The following is a 15151-nucleotide window of genomic DNA, read 5'->3' as shown; positions in this document are numbered from 1 at the left end:
TTTCTGCGACTGCGGTGTTTTCGCAGGTCAGGGCCTTGATTTGGGGGGCGGCGAACCCGCTCTTGGGGAAAGATTCGCCTAACCGTGACATGGCGGCGGGACGGCCGCCCGGCGGCGTTAACGCCCGGGTTCCCGGCGGCCTCGCGAAAGATCCTTCAGGCCCGTCGCCAGATGGTCGAGACTGGCCGAGATCCACGGCAGCCCGAGCGGATCGGGGCTGGTCAGAGCGGTCAGGCGCTGCTCCGGGGTCTCCCCGTACAGCAGGCTCACCGCCACCCTCACGCGGGCCGCCGCCGGGTCGTCGCCGAAGGCGTGCCCGGGCAGCACCCCGATGCCGTGGTCGTCGAGCAGGATCTTGGTGAGTTCGGCGGAGCCGCCCAGCCGGAGATGGCCCAGGTCGGGGTAGAGGTAGAAGCCGCCCTGCGGCGCCGGGGTCTCGGCCCCGATCTCCTCGAAGCACCGGTGCACGGCGCGGGCCACCGTCCCGTGCAGCACGCGGCTGCGCGCCACCCGCTCGGCCAGCTCGCGCGGCTCGGTGAACGCGTACGCGGCGGCCTCCTGCACCGGCGCCGCGGGGGCCGACCAGATCTCGCTGGCCACGGCGAGCAGCCTGGCCCGCAGGTCGTACGCGCCCTCGGGAAGCCTGGCCGCGCCGATGCGCCAGCCGCCCAGCGCCAGGCTCTTGCTCAGCCCGGTCGTGATGACGGTGCGCTCGGGCGCGAGGTCGGCGGGCGAGGTGTACGGGAGCGACCCGTCGTGCAGCAGGTCGCGGTAGATCTCGTCGGAGATGACGATCAGGTCGAGCTCGCGGGCGACGTCCACCAGGCGGGCGATCAGCTCGGGCGACGCCATGCGGCCCGTCGGGTTGTCGGGCAGCGTCACCAGCAGCGAGCTGACGGTCCTGCCGTCGGCCCTGGCCCGCCGCACCGCGGTGGCCACCTGCCCGGGGTCGGGCACCCCGCCCTCGCCGCGGGGCACCGGTACCAGGATCGGGCGGGAGCCGACCAGGTCGGCCTGCGCCGCGTAGCTGACCCAGCTCGGCATGGGCAGGACGACGTCGCCGCCGATCGCGAGGAGCAGACCGTACAGGAGTGACTTGCTGCCGGGGCCGCAGACGACCAGGTCGGGGTCGGTGGGGAGCCCGCGCCGGTGCCAGTAGCCCGCCGCCGCCTCGCGCAGGTCCGGCGCTCCGGCGACGGGGCCGTAGCCGTTGCGCGCGGAGGCGGCGGCCAGCCTGTCGCGCAGCGCCGGGTGCACCGGCAGACCCGCTTCGCCGAACGCGAGGTGCAGCACGCGTTCCCCGGCGCGTCGTCTTCGTTCGATGTCCTCGTTGGCCGCCAGCGTGGCGGACAGCGTCACGGTCATGGTTGTCACGTTCCCAGGGTGGTTGGATGAAGGCATCAGCACAAGCGAGGCTTTTTGTGGGTAGGCGTAAGGAATTCCGATGCTCGATTTGCGGCGTCTGACGTTGATTTGTGAGTTCGCACGGAGGGGCAGCATCGCCGCCGCCGCGGCCTCGCTGGGCTACAGCCCGTCGGCCGTGTCGCAGCAACTCGCGGCGCTGGAACGCGAGACCGGCACCGCACTCATCGACAGGACCGCGCGCAGCGCCGAACTCACCGACGCCGGGCGCAGGCTCGTCGCCCACGCCGAACGGATCCTGGCGATGGTGGAGGAGGCCGAGTCCGACCTGTCCGCCCACGCCGGCACCCCCGCGGGAAGGGTCGTGCTCACCGCCTTCCCCACGGCGGCCGTCGCATTCGCGCCCGCGCTCGCCCGCACCCTGCGCCGCCACACCGGCCTCACCCTCCGGATGCGCCAGAGCAGGTCGGGACGGGGCCTGCGCGAGGTGCAGTCGGGCGAGGTGGACATCGCCCTCGTGGACGACTGGTACGGGCGCGTGCGCGACAACGAGAACCTGCGCGTCTTCCCCCTGCTGCACGACCCGCTCGTCCTCGTGGTGCCGCGCAGGCACCGCCTCGCCGACCCCGCCGTGCCCCTCGACCTGCACGAACTGCGCGACGAGCCGTGGATGGCCACCCCCGACGGCGAACCGTCGCGGCTCGCCGTGGACCGGCTGTTCGTCGACGTCGGAGGCACCAGGCCCACCCCGTGGGAGTTCGAAGGGCTCGGGACGATCCTGTCGCTCGTCGCCAAAGGCATCGGCATCGCCGCCGTCCCCGCGCTCGCGCTCGCCGCCGGCGTGCGCGGCCTCGCCGTCAGGCAGTTCCCCGGCAACCCCGTCGGCCGGGACGTCCACGCCGTCGCCCGCGGCTCCAGCGTCCACCGGCCGTCCGTCTCCGTCACCCTGCGGGCCATCCACGTCGCCGCCCGGTACATCGCCGCCGATCTGGAACCCGTACGCCCCGCCGAGCGATAACGTCAGCGGCTATGGCCCCCACGTACGACATCGAACGGCTCCTGCTGTCCCAGCCGAGCATCCGCCTGGTCGCCGGCGTGGACGAGGTCGGCAGAGGCGCCTGGGCCGGGCCCGTGGGCGTGTGCGCCGTCGTCACCGACCTGTCCGAGCCGCCCGCCGGGCTCACCGACTCCAAGCGGCTCTCGCCGTCCAAGCGGGCCGCGCTCGCCGGAGAGCTCGCCTCCTGGGCGACCGGCATCGGCTACGGCGAGGCGGGCCACGACGAGATCGACACGCTCGGCATGACGGAGGCGCTGCGCAGGGCCGCCCGCCGCGCCCTGGAGGCGCTCCCCGTCCGGCCCGACGCGGTGATCCTCGACGGCAACCACGACTACATCGGCGCCCCCTGGCGGGTGCGGCTGGAGGTCAAGGGCGACGCGGCGAGCGTGTCGGTGGCGGCGGCGTCCGTGCTCGCCAAGGTCCGGCGCGACGCCTACATGGCCGGGCTCGGCCACGACGCGTACGGCTTCGCCGACAACGCCGGGTACCCGTCACCGCCGCACCAGGAGGCGCTGGCCAGGCTCGGGCCCACCGAGCATCACCGGCTCTCCTGGTCGTACCTGGACGACCTGCCGCAGTGGCGGCACATGAAACGGCACCGCGACCCGCTCGCCGGCGAGGGGCAGGCCACCCTGTTCGGCTGACGCCCTTCGGCTGCCGGGCTCCGTCGGCGATAGTGGAGGCGTGCGTGTCGGCGTCTTCCTCGTCGCGGCCGGGTTTCCCGGGCGGGATCCCGGCCTGGTGCTGCGCGACACCCTTGAGTTGATCGTCGCGGCCGAGGAGGCCGGGTTCGACGACGCCTGGGTCGCCGAGCACCACTTCATGTCGTACGGCGTCTGCCCGTCGCCCCTGACGCTCCTCGCCGCCGCGGCGGGCAGGACGCGCCGCCTCGGGCTCGGCACCGCCGTCAGCGTGCTGTCCACCCAGCACCCCGTGGCGCTGGCCGAACAGGCCGCGATGCTGCACCACCTGTCGGGCGGACGGTTCACGCTCGGCGTCGGCAGGGGCGGGCCCTGGGTGGACCTGGAGGTGTTCGGCACGGGGATCGAGCGCTTCGACCGCGGCTTCGCCGAGACGCTCGACCTGCTGCTCGCCGCCTTCGCCACCGGGCGGGCCACAGGACGGGGCGAGTTCTTCCGCTTCAGGGAGGTCGAGCTGGTGCCGCGCGCGCCGCTGCGTCCCGTGGTGGCCTGCACCTCCTCGCCGACGATCGCCCTGGCGGCGGCGCGGGGGCTGCCGATGCTCCTCGGCATGCACATCGACGACGCCGCCAAGGCGGCACTGGTCACGGAGTACGCCGCCCTGTCGGGACCAGGAGGGGGCGGGGCGGCCGGCGCGGGGCATGTGGCCGCCGCGGTCGGGCACGTGGCCGACTCCACGGCCGCCGCCGTGAAGGAGCTGAAGGCGGCGATGCCCGCGTGGCTGGAGCCGGGACTCGCCGGGTACGTGCCGGTGGACGGCCGTCCGCGCGCCCCGCGCGACGTCGCCGCCTACGTCGACTTCCTGACACGCGTCCACCCGGTCGGCTCGCCCGAGCACTGCGCGGAGACGCTGCTGCGCACGGCCCGCGAGACCGGGATCGACCGGTTCATCCTGCTGGTCGAGGGCGCGGGAGAGCCCCGCAGGGTGCTGGAGAACGTCCGCAGACTGGGCGCGGAGGTGCTCCCACTGCTCAGGAGGGGCGGGGCCACAGGCGCTCCTACGCCCACGACCGGCTGACCCGGATGCCGCCGGGAGCGTGTGGTTCCAGGTTCTGGAACAGGGAGGACGTGCGGGCCGGGGGCCGGCCCGCACGCGCCATTACAGCGATCCAGCGGCCCGCCGGCCGTCTGGCGGTCTCGGCGGGAACTGACGGGATCCGGTGGGATTCAGCAGTCCACCAGTTCCGGCGTCTGGTTCAGGAGCTGCGCGCGCGGAGTGACGAACTCGCGCAGTGCCTTCTCCGCCGCCGGGTCGAACACCGCCACCCGGTGGCAGTTCTGGAACGCCAGCCGCACGCCGAAGTGGCGCTCCAGCGCGCCGCGCATCGCGTCGCTCGCCAGACAGCGCAGGAGCTGGCCGCGCGCCTCCTCCGACGGCGGCGGCGTCTGGTTGTCGGCGAACTCGGCGCCGGTCGTCTCGCGCTGCTCGGCGAGCCCGCTGATCAGCGACCACGCGTACGGCAACGAGTCGCGTACGCAGGCGACGAACGCCGCGTCGTCGACGTCCCCCGCCCTCGCCTGGTCGAGCAGCTCGTTCGGAACGGTCAGCGACATGCTGTCTCCTCTCGAAGGGAACGAATCCGACGCTAGGTCGGCGCCGGAGAAGGCTCCATATGGCCGGAGGGCGACACTCGCGTGATCGCCCTCGCCGCGCAGGTCAGCGGCGGCCGTAGACGAACTCGGGATCGATTTGGGCCTCCAGGTCGAGGCCCGTCCTGGCGTTGGCCCAGGCGCGGGCGTTGCGCAGGTGGAACTCCTCCGCCTGCCGTCCGAACCGCTCCCAGTCCTTCTCCTGCTCGTCGAGCCGCTTGCGCAGCAGGGCCAGGGCGTCGGCGTTGGCCGGCTCCAGGTCGTCGAGCGTGAACGGGCGGCCCTGCTCCATCGCCCGGACGGCCGCCGAGTGCTCCATCCAGGTGAGCAGGTCGTCGCCCACCTGGTCGCGCAGGAAGTCGACGTCGGACGGGCCGTGGACCTTGTTGCCGACCACCGCGAGCGCAACGTCGTAGCGGGAGGCGTGCTCACGGTACTGGTGGTAGACGCCGACGCCCTGCCGCGTGGGCTCGGCGACGAGGAAGGTCAGGTCGAAGCGGGTGAACAGCCCGGAGGCGAAGGAGTCGGCCCCGGCGGTCATGTCGACCACGACGTACTCGCCCTGGCCGTCGACCAGGTGGTTGAGCAGCAGCTCCACGGCGCCGACCTTGGAGTGGTAGCAGGCCACGCCGAGGTCGTCCTCGCTGAACGGGCCGGTGGCCATCAGGCGGATGCCTTCGGAGGTGGTCAGGGCGTACTCGCCGCCGGCGAGGTCGTCGAAGCCGAGGAGCCGGGAGCCGCGGCCGGGCGGCGTGGTCTTCACCATGGCCTCGGCGGAGGGGATGCGTGGGTTGTCGCCGCGCAGGTGGTCCTTGATCTCGGTGAGGTGCGCGCCCAGCGGCTCGGGCTGCCGGTCGAGGCCGAGCACGAGGGCCAGGTGCTGGTTGATGTCGGCGTCCATGGCGACGACGGGGCCGCCCTGGCTCGCCACGTACCTCGCGAACAGCGCCGACATGGTGGTCTTGCCGCTGCCGCCCTTTCCGACGAACGCCACTCTCACGCGCGCACTCCTGCTGGGGATGAAAATCATTTCCGCTTGGACGGGACCATCATGCCACAGGGAACGGCCGGCATCCGGGAATTCCCGCAACAGCTCCTGTTCGCACCCCGGCCCCTGCCCGGCGACGTCCCGCGCCCCCAGCCCCATCGGCCTTGGGGGGACGTGCTGGACACGCCCCTCACCCCACCTCCCACCCCAGAAGGGACCGGCCGGCAGCCCCCCGCACTGCCCGCCCCAGGAGGACAGCCGGTCGGCGGGCCCGGGGACTGCCGTGCCGCGGGAGGGCAGTCGGTCGGTGGGCCCGGGGACTGCCGGGCCGCGGGAGGGCAGCCGGTCGGTGGGCCCGCGGACTGCCGGGCCCCAGGAGGGAGCCGGTGGCAGGCGCGCGGCCCCAGGAGGGGAGCCGAGTGGCGGCCCCTCGGGCTGCCCCGGCTGCGGGAGGGCAGCCGGTCGGTGGGCCCGGGACTGCCGGGCCGCGGGAGGGCAGTCGGTCGGCGGGCCCGCGGACTGCCGGGCCCCAGGAGGGAGCCGGTGGCAGGCGCGCGGCCCCAGGAGGGGAGCCGGGTGGCGGGCCCTCGGGCTGCCCCGGCTGCGGGAGGGGGCCGGTCGATTCTGCGCGGTCGCAGGAGGGGGGTGGGCGCGCGTGGTGGTCGCTGTGGCGCTCGTGCCGGGCTGCGCGTGGCCGGGTGTGGCGGCCGGGCTCGCGTTGGTCGGCGTGCTCGTTGCGGCCATGCTGCGGGCGCCGCGTCAGGACGGCCCCGCCGGGGAACGCCGCCGTCTGGCCTCCACCCGCTGGCCGCTCCGGAGTTCCCGTGGCGGCTGTCCCTGGCTCTCCCGCGTCGGCCGCTCCGGAGTTCCCGTGGCGGCTGTCCCTGGCTCTCCCGCGTCGGCCGCCCCGGAGTTCCCGTGGCGGCTGTCCCCGGTTCTCCGGCGTCGGGCGTCCGGGTCTGGGCTCCGGTGGCAGGTGTTCGGCGTCAGGTGCAGGTGGCGTCCAGGTTGACTGGGGAGTCGGTCTGCTGGGGGGCCGGTCTGGACGGGCCGTGCGGGACGGTGGCGGAGCGGCTCGGCGGGCGCTCGCTGAGCGCCTGGCTGACCTTGTGCCTGATGAGGCTCCAGTCCGGGTACGCGGTGCTGATCAGCGGCGGGACGAAGCTCAAGCTCTTGATCTTGGTGGCTTTGACCTTCTGGGACAGGTCGATGAGGGCGGGCAGCAGGTCCTGCGGGATGTCGGTGGAGATGGCCCGCTTGGTGGCGTCGGCCAGGCGCTCGAAGCGGTTGAGCACGGTGCCCGGGTCGGCCTGCTTGGCCACGGCGTTGAGCAGGCACTTCTGGCGGCCCATGCGGACGTAGTCGTCGCTGTCGGTGCGGGAGCGGCCGTACCAGAGGGCTTCCTCGCCGGAGAGCCTGCGGATGCCGGCGGGGAGGAGCCCCTCGCGGTACTTGCCGTAGACGATCGGCTCCTTGATCTTGACGCGGACGCCGCCCATCGCGTCGATGATCTCGGCGAAGCCCTTCATGTCCACCATCGCGTAGTAGCTCACGGGGATGCCGAGGATGTCGCTGATGGTGCGCTTGAGCAGGTGGGGGCCGCGCTTGCCCTTCGGGACGCCGGGCACGACCTCCGCGTGGTCCTCGGCGTACTGGAAGATCTCGTTGAGCAGGCCGGGCGTCTCGGGGCCCTCGCCGGTGAAGCCGTACGGGAACCGGTCCCTGGCGGGGCCTTCGGGCAGCCTGACGCGCTGCAGGTTGCGCGGCAGCCCGAACAGGACGGTGGCGCCGGTGGCGGTGTCGACGCTGGCGACGGTCATGCTGTCGGTACGCACGCCGGGCCTGCTGGGCGCGGCGTCCGCGCCGATGAGCAGGAAGTTGACCCGCTCGGCGCCGTTCCACGGGTCCTGTGCCACGATCGGCGCCGTGTTCGTCGGGAAGATCGTGGTGACGACGTCGCGCGAGAGGTAGACCAGGCGGGTGGCGTACGCGGTGGGGGCGAGGACGAGCGCGCAGAGCGCCACGGCGAGCGTCGTGGTGAGCAGGCGGCCCACGCTGTGGGACCGGTCGGGACGCACCAGCAGGAACGACCAGATGATGACCCCGCTCCAGGCGAGGGCGACCAGGACGAGTACGACGGTGAGGGCGGTGAGCCAGGCGGGCCTGACGGCCAGGGAGAGCAGGTTGGCGCTGAACGCGGTGAGCATGGTCAGCACGGCGGCGAACATCAGGACGTGGGCCGTCATGAGCGCGAGCCCGGTCTTCCTGCGGTCGACGGCCAGATGCGCCACGCCCCACAGCAGTGCCGACGCCATCGTCAGCGCGATGCTCGCGCCCGGACCGAAGTCGCGTTCCCTGCCCGTCATGCCTGGTCGAACCCCCATTGTCCCTGCAGTTCCCTCACCGTAGTAACGGGCCGCCGCGCTGCGGAGGGGGTGGACCGGTCGTGTCGGGTCAATTCACAGTCAAGGGGGTCTTGCGTTATAACGTGATCGTGAGCGATCGACGCGGCGGTTACGGGTTCGACGCACCCCTCGCGCTCTCCGGGCTGACCTTCGGGGCGCTCGTCCTCCTGGCGCTGAGCGCCGCCTCCTTCGCCGCCGACATCCCCTTGGCGGGTGTGGCGTTCCTGCTCGGCGGCCTCTACACGCTGGCCAGCGCCACCAGCTACCTCTACACCACCCGATGGGGCAAGTTCGTGGTCTGGGAAGGGGAGCTGGCCCGGCTGAACGGCGGCGAGCGGGTGCTCGACCTGGGCTGCGGCAGAGGCGCGGTGCTGCTCCTCGCCGCGCGCCGCCTCGTCGCGGGCGGCTCCGCCACCGGGATCGACCTGTGGCGCTCGGTGGACCAGTCGGGCAACGACGAGGCGGTCACCAGGGCCAACGCCGCGGCCGAAGGCGTCGCTGACCGGGTCGAGCTGGTCACGGGCGACCTGCGCGAGCTGCCGTTCGAGGACGCCTCCTACGACGTGGTCGTGTCGAGTCTCGCCATCCACAACATCCCCCGTTCCGAGGACCGCGCGCAGGCCGTGCGCGAGGCGCACCGGGTGTTGAGACCCGGCGGTCTCATGCTGGTCGCCGACTTCCAGCACACCCCGGCGTACGAGGAGACGCTGCGCGAGCTGGGCGTCGTCGACGTGCGCCGGCGCGACCTGGGGTGGCGGTTCTGGTACGGCGGGCCCTGGTTCCGCACCGTGATGCTGGAGGCCAGGAAGCCCTCCGGCTAAACCGTCGTTTCCCGGGTATCGGGATGCCCCTATGAGCGACGTGGAAACCGGCACGATTACCACCAAGGTGCCCGCACGGCTTGACCGGTTGCCGTGGTCACGGTGGCACTGGATGATCGTCATCGGCCTCGGCACCGTCTGGATACTCGACGGGCTGGAGGTCACGATCGTCGGCAACCTGTCGGCGCAGCTCGCCAAGCCGGGCAGCGGCCTGGACATCACGCAGGCCCAGGTGGCGGGCCCGGCCGCCGCGCTCTACGTCGCGGGCGCCTGCGTGGGCGCCCTGTTCTTCGGCTGGCTCACCGACAGGTTCGGCAGGAAGAAGCTCTTCCTGGTCACCCTCGTCGTGTACCTCGTGGCGACGCTGCTGACGGCGTTCTCCTTCGAGGCGTGGTGGTTCTTCCTGTTCCGGTTCATGACGGGCTTCGGCATCGGCGGCGAGTACGCGGCGATCAACTCGGCCATCGACGAGCTGATCCCAAGCCAGCACCGCGGGCGCATCGACATCATGATCAACGGCAGCTACTGGCTGGGGGCGGCGGGCGGAGCGCTGCTGACGGTTCCGCTGCTCGGCGACCTGCCGGTGAACGTCGGCTGGCGCGTCGCGTTCGGCCTGGGCGTGGTGCTCGGCATCGGCATCCTGTTCGTCCGCCGCCACGTCCCCGAGAGCCCGCGCTGGCTGTTCATCCACGGCCGCGACAGGGAGGCCGAGCGGATCGTGGACGACATCGAGCACCAGATCGGCGCCCGGCGCGGCGGGGACGAGCTGCCCGAGCCCGAGGGGTCGATGACGATCCACCAGCGCAAGTCGATCGGGTTCCTCCGCATCGCGCACACGATGGTGGCGCTCTACCCGAAACGTACGATCCTCGGGCTGTCGCTCTTCGTCGGGCAGGCGTTCCTCTACAACGCCATCACGTTCGGCTACGCCCAGATCCTGACCACCTTCTACAAGATCGACACGCATGCCGGGTACTACTTCGCGGTGATCGCCGTGGGCAACTTCCTCGGGCCGCTGCTGCTCGGCAGGCTCTTCGACACCATCGGCAGGATCCCCATGATCACGGCGACGTACGTCGGCTCCGGGCTGCTCCTGCTGGGCACGGCGTGGCTGTTCGATCAGGGGATGCTGACGGCGGTCACGCTGACGGCCTGCTGGTCGGCGGTGCTCTTCGTGGCCTCCGCCGGGGCCAGCTCCGCGTACCTGACGGTGAGCGAGATCTTCCCGATGGAGACGCGGGCGCTGGCCATCGCGTTCTTCTTCGCGATCGGCACGGCGGTCGGCGGCATCGCGGGCCCGCTGGTCTTCTCCGGCCTCGTCCAGACGGGCGTCGCGGCGGACACCGCGCTGGCGTTCACCATCGGCGGCGTGGTGATGATCTGCGCGGGCCTGGTCGAGCTGTTCCTCGGCGTCAAGGCGGAACGCAAGGGCCTGGAGGCCATCGCCGCCCCCCTGACATCGGCGGGTGCGCCGAAGCCCGCCTGAAGCCGTTGGGTAGCCTCTCAGCCGCTTGACCCTGACACCGTGTGAGGCGGTATCCCGGGGTGCGCGACGACGAGGAGGACGCGATGGGAATGATCGAGCGGGTCGACGAGGTGCTGCACGAGGGGAAGGCCCCCGCGCTGCACGGGCTCGTGGTCGTCAGCGGCGGCCGGATCGTGGCGGAACGGTACGGCGAGGGCCCCGACCACCGGCTCGGCGAGCCGCTCGGCCACGTCGTGTTCGACCGCGACACCCTGCACGACGTGCGGTCGGTGTCGAAGAGCGTCGTGGCCCTGCTGTACGGCGTCGCGCTGGGCCGCGGCCTGGTGCCCGAGCCCGGGGAGCCGCTCCTGCCGCAGTTCCCCGAGTACCGCGACCTCGTGGACGACCCCGCGCGCGCCCACCTCACCGTCGGCCACGCGCTGACCATGACGCTCGGCCTCGACTGGAACGAGGACGTGCCCTACACCGGCCCGGACAACAGCGAGGTCGCGATGGAGCTCGCCCCCGACCGGTACCGGTTCATCCTGGAACGTCCCGTCGTGGAGGAGGCCGGGACGCGGTGGCGCTACTGCGGCGGCGCGAGCGCGCTGCTCGGCGCGCTCATCGCGCGCGGCACCGGCAGGCCGCTGGAGGAGTACGCGGCGACCGAGCTGTTCGAACCGCTCGGCTTCCCCGCGTACGAGTGGTCGAAGGGCGACGACGGCGTGGCGATGGCCGCGTCCGGGCTGCGGCTGCGGCCGGTGGACCTCGCCGCCCTCGGCCGCCTCGTGCTCGACGGCGGCGGCGACCTGGTGCCCGCCGCCTGGGTGCGCGAGCTGGGCCGCCCGCGCGTCGAGATCGCCGACGGCTTCTGGTACGGCTACCAGTGGTACGTCTCCACCGGCGGGCGCCCGTGGGTCGAGGCCATCGGCAACGGCGGTCAGCGGCTGCTGGTGTCGCCCGAGGAGGACCTGGTGGTGGCGGTGACGGCCGGCGAGTACGACGAGGGCCAGGGCAGCGCCACGGCCGTGCTGGACGCCGTCCTGGGGAGGTGAGCCCCCGGGCCGCCGGGTGCGTCAGGGGATGAGCAGGAGGCGGCCCAGGGGCGTGCGGCTCTCCAGGCGGCGGTGGGCCTCGGCGGCCTGCTCCAGCGGCAGCGCGTCCTCGACGAAGGCGCGGGTGCGGCCCTCCCCGAGCCGGACCAGCGCCGCCGGGTAGTGCGTGCCGAACACCTCGGCGGCCCAGGCAGGGCCGCCGCAACCGGCCAGGGTCACGCCGGTGCGCACGAGGTCCGCGCCGGTGACGGCCGCCGGTTCGCCGCTCAGCAGCCCGTACGAGAGGATCCGGCCGGTGCCGGGGGTGACCGACTCCAGCACCCGGGCGGCCGTCGCGCCGCCGATCGAGTCGAACACGACGTCCACGGGCGGCAGCGCCTCGGGCCAGCCGGGGTCGCCGTGGTCGAGGACGACGTCGGCGCCCAGCTCGGCGGCCCTGCGCCGCTTCGGCTCCGCCCCGGCGGTGGCCACGACCGTGCCGGCGCCGAACTCCTTGGCGTGCAGCACGAGGTACCCGCCCACCGACCCGCCACCCGCCTCGACCAGCACGGTCTCCCCACCGGCGCCGCCGGGCAAGGGCTCCCCGGCGGTCCTGCCGGACTCCCCAGCCGTCTCGCCGGGCACCGGCTCCCCGCCCGCCGGGGGCGGCGTGCTCTCGCCGCCCGGGTGTCCTGGCCTGAGGCGGGCGCGGTGCAGGAGGGCGTGGGCGAGCGCGGCGGGCGCCGCCGCGGCCACGGCCTCCTCGGGGCGCACCCCCTCCGGCACGGGGCAGGCCATGGCGGCGGGCATGGCGGCGTACTCGGCGTACGCCCCGACGCCGCCCGTGACGCCCACGACGAGGCGGCCGAGGAGGCCCGGGTCGGCGCCTTCGCCGATCTCGACGACCTCGCCCGCGACCTCGGCCCCGGGGACGACCGGCAGCGACAGCGGGAACGGCAGCACGCCCGCGCGCACCCGCGTCTCGGTGTAGCTCGCCGCGATGGCGAGGACTCTGACGACCACCTGGCCCGCCCCTGCCGTGGGCCGCGGGACGTCCTCCACGCCGAGCGTCTCGGGGCCGCCCGTCCGGTGCATCACGATCGCGCGCACTTCTTCCTCCAGTAACTTGACCTGTGGTCCAGTTAATATATGGACCACTGGTCAACTTTGTCCATGGGGGAAGATGGCCGGATGGAGCGTCGAGAGCGGGCCGACGCCGCGCGCAACAGGCGGGCGATCCTGCGGGCGGCCGAGGAGCTGCTGCGCATGCACCCGCCCGAGCAGGTCTCCGTCGAGCGGGTGGCTGCCGCGGCGGGTGTGGGCAAGGGCACCGTCTTCCACCGGTTCGGCAGCCGTACCGGGCTCATGCGGGAGCTCATGGCCGAGCGGGTGCGGGAGCTGGAGCAGGCCGTCGCGGAAGGGCCGCCGCCCCTCGGGCCCGGCGCGGCCCCCGCCGACCGGCTGGCCGCCTTCCTCGACGCGGTGGCCCGGCTGGCGGCCCGCAACGGCAACCTGATCGCCGCCCACGAGCACGCCGTGGCCACCAGGAAGGCGCCCGAGCAGCCCAGGCAGGAGAACCCGATCTACCTGTCCTGGCACCGGCACGTCTCGGGGCTGATCGCGCAGGCCCGGCCCGACGTCGACGCCGAGGAGATCGCGCACATGCTCCTCGGCACGCTCCACATGGAGCCCATCGCCGCCCAGCTGCGCGCGGGGCGGCCGGAGCGCCTCGCCGCCGCCTTCGCCACCCTGGTCAGAGCCCTCCTGGGAGAGGAAGGGCGGAGCGACGGTTAGCGCCTGAGCGCCCGGCCGCGGCCACCTCGGAAGCGGCCCGTCGCGCCCGCCCGACCGGCCGGGCGGGATCGACGCGGCCGGGGTGGTGCGCGGCGGGCGATTACAGGGTCAGGGCCGGGAGGGCGGTGCGGAAGGCGGCCACGGCGGCGCGGATCGCCGGGTGGTCGCCGTACCCCCTGCGGAAGGCGGCCAGCGTGTGGCGGCTGAGCGGCAGGCGGGTCAGCGTCACCCCCGGCGGCGGGGCCGTGGCCGCGAGCCGGGGCACGAGCGCGACCCCGAGCCCCGCGGCGGCGAAGGCGAGGACGGTGTCGAAGTCGTCGACGTGGTGGCGCACCCGTGGCTCGAACCCGGCCGCCTGGCAGGCCCTGATCGCCATCGTGTGGCAGAGGGTGCCGGGCTTGCTGGTGATCCAGGCGTCGTCGCGGGCGGCCTCGACGCTGGGCCGGTCGGTCAGGTACATGGCCTCGCTGAACAGCGGCTCGGTCTCGACGGCCGCGTCGGTGACGGGCGGCACGAAGTCGTACTCGTGGACGAGCGCGACGTCCAGCCCGCCGGCGCGCAGGGCGGCCGAGACGTCCGCCGGGTCGATCTCGGAGACCATCGGCTCCAGCCCGGGATGCGCGGCGGTCAGCTCGGCCAGCGCGGGAGGCAGCAGCACGCGCGCTGCCGTCGGGAACGCGCCGATGCGCACCGGCCCCGACGGTCCGCCGCGCGCGGCGGCGAGCGCGGCGGCGGCCCGGTCGAGCTCTCCGAGCACGGCGTTCGCGTGCTCGACCAGGAGGCGCCCGGCGGGCGTGAGCGTCACCGTGCGGCCGGTGCGTTCGAGCAGGGGCACGCCGGCCTCCCGTTCGAGCGCGCTGAGCTGCTGGGACACCGCCGACGGCGTGAACATGGCGGCCTCGGCGACGGCGGCGATCGTGCCGCGTCCCGCGAGCTCGCGGAGCAGGTGGAGCTTGCGTGGATCGAGCATAAGTTCAGCTTAATGTCGGGTGAAGAAATCTCCGCTGGACCTAACGGGTCGTGGCAGGCCAGGCTCGGAGCATGCTGAGAGGAATCCACGTACCACTGGTCACGCCGTTCGCGCCGTCCGGGGAGGTGGCGCTCGACGCGGTCGAGCGGCTCGCCGTCCAGGCGCTCGACCAGGGCGCGGCCGGGCTGGTCGCGCTGGGCACCACGGGGGAGGTGGCCGCACTCTCCGGCGAGGAACGTTCCCGGGTCGTCGAGGTGTGCGGACGGCTCTGCGCCGAGCGCGGCGCCCTGCTGACCGTGGGCGTCACCGGCAACGACACGCGCTCGGTCGCGGGGGCGCTGCGGGAGCTTCCCGAGGGCGTCGGGGCGGCCCTGGTGACGGTGCCGTACTTCCTGCGGCCGTCGGAACGCGGCGTGATCGCGCACTTCGAGGCGCTGGCGGAGGAGACGCCGGTGCCGCTGGTGATCTACCACATCCCGTACAGGACCGGGCAGGCCGTGGGCGCGGCGACGCTGCGCCGCCTCGGCGCCCACCCGAGGATCGCCGGCGTGAAGCTCGCCGTCGGCGGCGTCGACCAGGACACCGTGGACCTGCTGGGCGACCTCCCCGAGGGCTTCGAGGTGCTGGGCGGCGACGACCCGTTCGTCTCGCCGCTGCTCGCGCTGGGCGCCTCCGGCGGCATCCTCGCCTCCGCCCACTTCGCCACGCAGGCGTTCGCAGAGCTGGTGGACGCATGGCAGGCGGGCGACGCCCCCCGCGGCCGGGAGCTGGGGCACCGGCTGGCCCGCATGTCGGCCGCCCTGTTCGCCGAGCCCAACCCGACCGTGATCAAGGGCGTGCTGCACGCCCGCGGCCTGATCCCCACCCCGGACGTACGGCTTCCGCTGCTGCCCGCGAGCGCCGACGCCGTCGCCCGGGCGGACCTGGCGATCAAGGACGGGCGCTTCGACGGTTAGCCGGACGG

The 15151-nt window shown here is 73.6% G+C and carries 14 protein-coding genes; 8 read left to right on the top strand and 6 right to left on the bottom strand.

Going from position 1 to position 15151, the window contains the following annotated elements; translation table 11 throughout:
• Positions 1-117: 117 nt before the first annotated feature.
• Complete coding sequence (locus BMX74_RS33310; RefSeq protein WP_091104543.1) at positions 118-1365, bottom strand: pyridoxal phosphate-dependent aminotransferase; 1248 nt, start codon at positions 1363-1365, stop codon at positions 118-120.
• A gap of 79 nt (positions 1366-1444) precedes the next feature.
• On the opposite strand from BMX74_RS33310, the gene BMX74_RS33305 reads away from it, so the two are divergent.
• Genes BMX74_RS33305 through BMX74_RS33295 form a run of 3 tightly spaced genes read left to right on the top strand, consistent with a single transcriptional unit; the run spans position 1445 to position 4138 of the window.
• Positions 1445-2380, top strand: a complete 936-nt coding sequence (locus tag BMX74_RS33305; RefSeq protein ID WP_055508934.1) for a LysR family transcriptional regulator — start codon at positions 1445-1447, stop codon at positions 2378-2380.
• Positions 2381-2391: 11 nt separating this feature from the next.
• Complete coding sequence (locus BMX74_RS33300) at positions 2392-3063, top strand: ribonuclease HII (protein WP_055508930.1); 672 nt, start codon at positions 2392-2394, stop codon at positions 3061-3063.
• Positions 3064-3103: 40 nt separating this feature from the next.
• Positions 3104-4138: an LLM class flavin-dependent oxidoreductase gene (locus BMX74_RS33295; RefSeq protein WP_091104541.1), complete on the top strand. Its 1035-nt coding sequence runs from the start codon at positions 3104-3106 to the stop codon at positions 4136-4138.
• Between the two features lie 149 nt (positions 4139-4287).
• On the opposite strand, the gene BMX74_RS33290 is transcribed toward BMX74_RS33295, so the two are convergent.
• The 3 genes from BMX74_RS33290 to BMX74_RS33280 form a co-directional block, all read right to left on the bottom strand.
• Positions 4288-4674, bottom strand: coding sequence for an SCO5389 family protein (locus BMX74_RS33290; RefSeq protein WP_055508920.1), 387 nt, complete (start codon positions 4672-4674; stop codon positions 4288-4290).
• Between the two features lie 103 nt (positions 4675-4777).
• Positions 4778-5710, bottom strand: a complete 933-nt coding sequence (locus BMX74_RS33285; RefSeq protein ID WP_091104540.1) for an ATP-binding protein — start codon at positions 5708-5710, stop codon at positions 4778-4780.
• Between the two features lie 974 nt (positions 5711-6684).
• Positions 6685-8064 (bottom strand): LCP family protein, encoded by a 1380-nt coding sequence (locus tag BMX74_RS33280; protein WP_055508915.1) that lies wholly within the window; start codon positions 8062-8064, stop codon positions 6685-6687.
• 128 nt (positions 8065-8192) lie between these two features.
• Here BMX74_RS33280 and BMX74_RS33275 point away from each other — a divergent pair, with 128 nt between their 5' ends.
• From BMX74_RS33275 to BMX74_RS33265, 3 genes are all read left to right on the top strand, one after another.
• Entirely contained in the window at positions 8193-8924 is a 732-nt protein-coding gene (locus BMX74_RS33275; RefSeq protein WP_091104601.1) for a class I SAM-dependent methyltransferase, read from the top strand.
• Between the two features lie 112 nt (positions 8925-9036).
• Complete coding sequence (locus BMX74_RS33270; protein ID WP_256257417.1) at positions 9037-10410, top strand: MFS transporter; 1374 nt, start codon at positions 9037-9039, stop codon at positions 10408-10410.
• A 41-nt stretch (positions 10411-10451) separates the two neighbouring features.
• The gene (locus tag BMX74_RS33265; RefSeq protein WP_256257416.1) at positions 10452-11444 is read left to right on the top strand and encodes a serine hydrolase domain-containing protein; all 993 of its coding nucleotides are present in this window, start codon (positions 10452-10454) and stop codon (positions 11442-11444) included.
• A 21-nt stretch (positions 11445-11465) separates the two neighbouring features.
• On the opposite strand, the gene BMX74_RS33260 is transcribed toward BMX74_RS33265, so the two are convergent.
• The gene (locus BMX74_RS33260) at positions 11466-12533 is read right to left on the bottom strand and encodes a quinone oxidoreductase family protein (protein ID WP_218154129.1); all 1068 of its coding nucleotides are present in this window, start codon (positions 12531-12533) and stop codon (positions 11466-11468) included.
• Positions 12534-12614: 81 nt separating this feature from the next.
• On the opposite strand from BMX74_RS33260, the gene BMX74_RS33255 reads away from it, so the two are divergent.
• The gene (locus tag BMX74_RS33255) at positions 12615-13217 is read left to right on the top strand and encodes a TetR/AcrR family transcriptional regulator (protein WP_218154128.1); all 603 of its coding nucleotides are present in this window, start codon (positions 12615-12617) and stop codon (positions 13215-13217) included.
• A gap of 100 nt (positions 13218-13317) precedes the next feature.
• Here the strand turns inward: BMX74_RS33255 and BMX74_RS33250 are convergent, their stop codons facing one another.
• A complete protein-coding gene (locus tag BMX74_RS33250; protein WP_055508905.1) occupies positions 13318-14187 on the bottom strand; it encodes a LysR family transcriptional regulator in 870 nt (289 codons plus the stop codon).
• 71 nt (positions 14188-14258) lie between these two features.
• Between BMX74_RS33250 and BMX74_RS33245 the strand changes: the two genes are divergently transcribed.
• Positions 14259-15143, top strand: a complete 885-nt coding sequence (locus BMX74_RS33245) for a 4-hydroxy-tetrahydrodipicolinate synthase family protein (protein ID WP_055508903.1) — start codon at positions 14259-14261, stop codon at positions 15141-15143.
• Positions 15144-15151 lie beyond the last annotated feature (8 nt).

Origin of the sequence: Nonomuraea pusilla (assembly GCF_900109355.1) — a bacterium.
In the GTDB taxonomy this organism is placed as follows: domain Bacteria; phylum Actinomycetota; class Actinomycetes; order Streptosporangiales; family Streptosporangiaceae; genus Nonomuraea; species Nonomuraea pusilla.
Note: the sequence above shows the minus strand (reverse complement) of the source record. Positions and strands in the feature narration are given on the sequence as shown.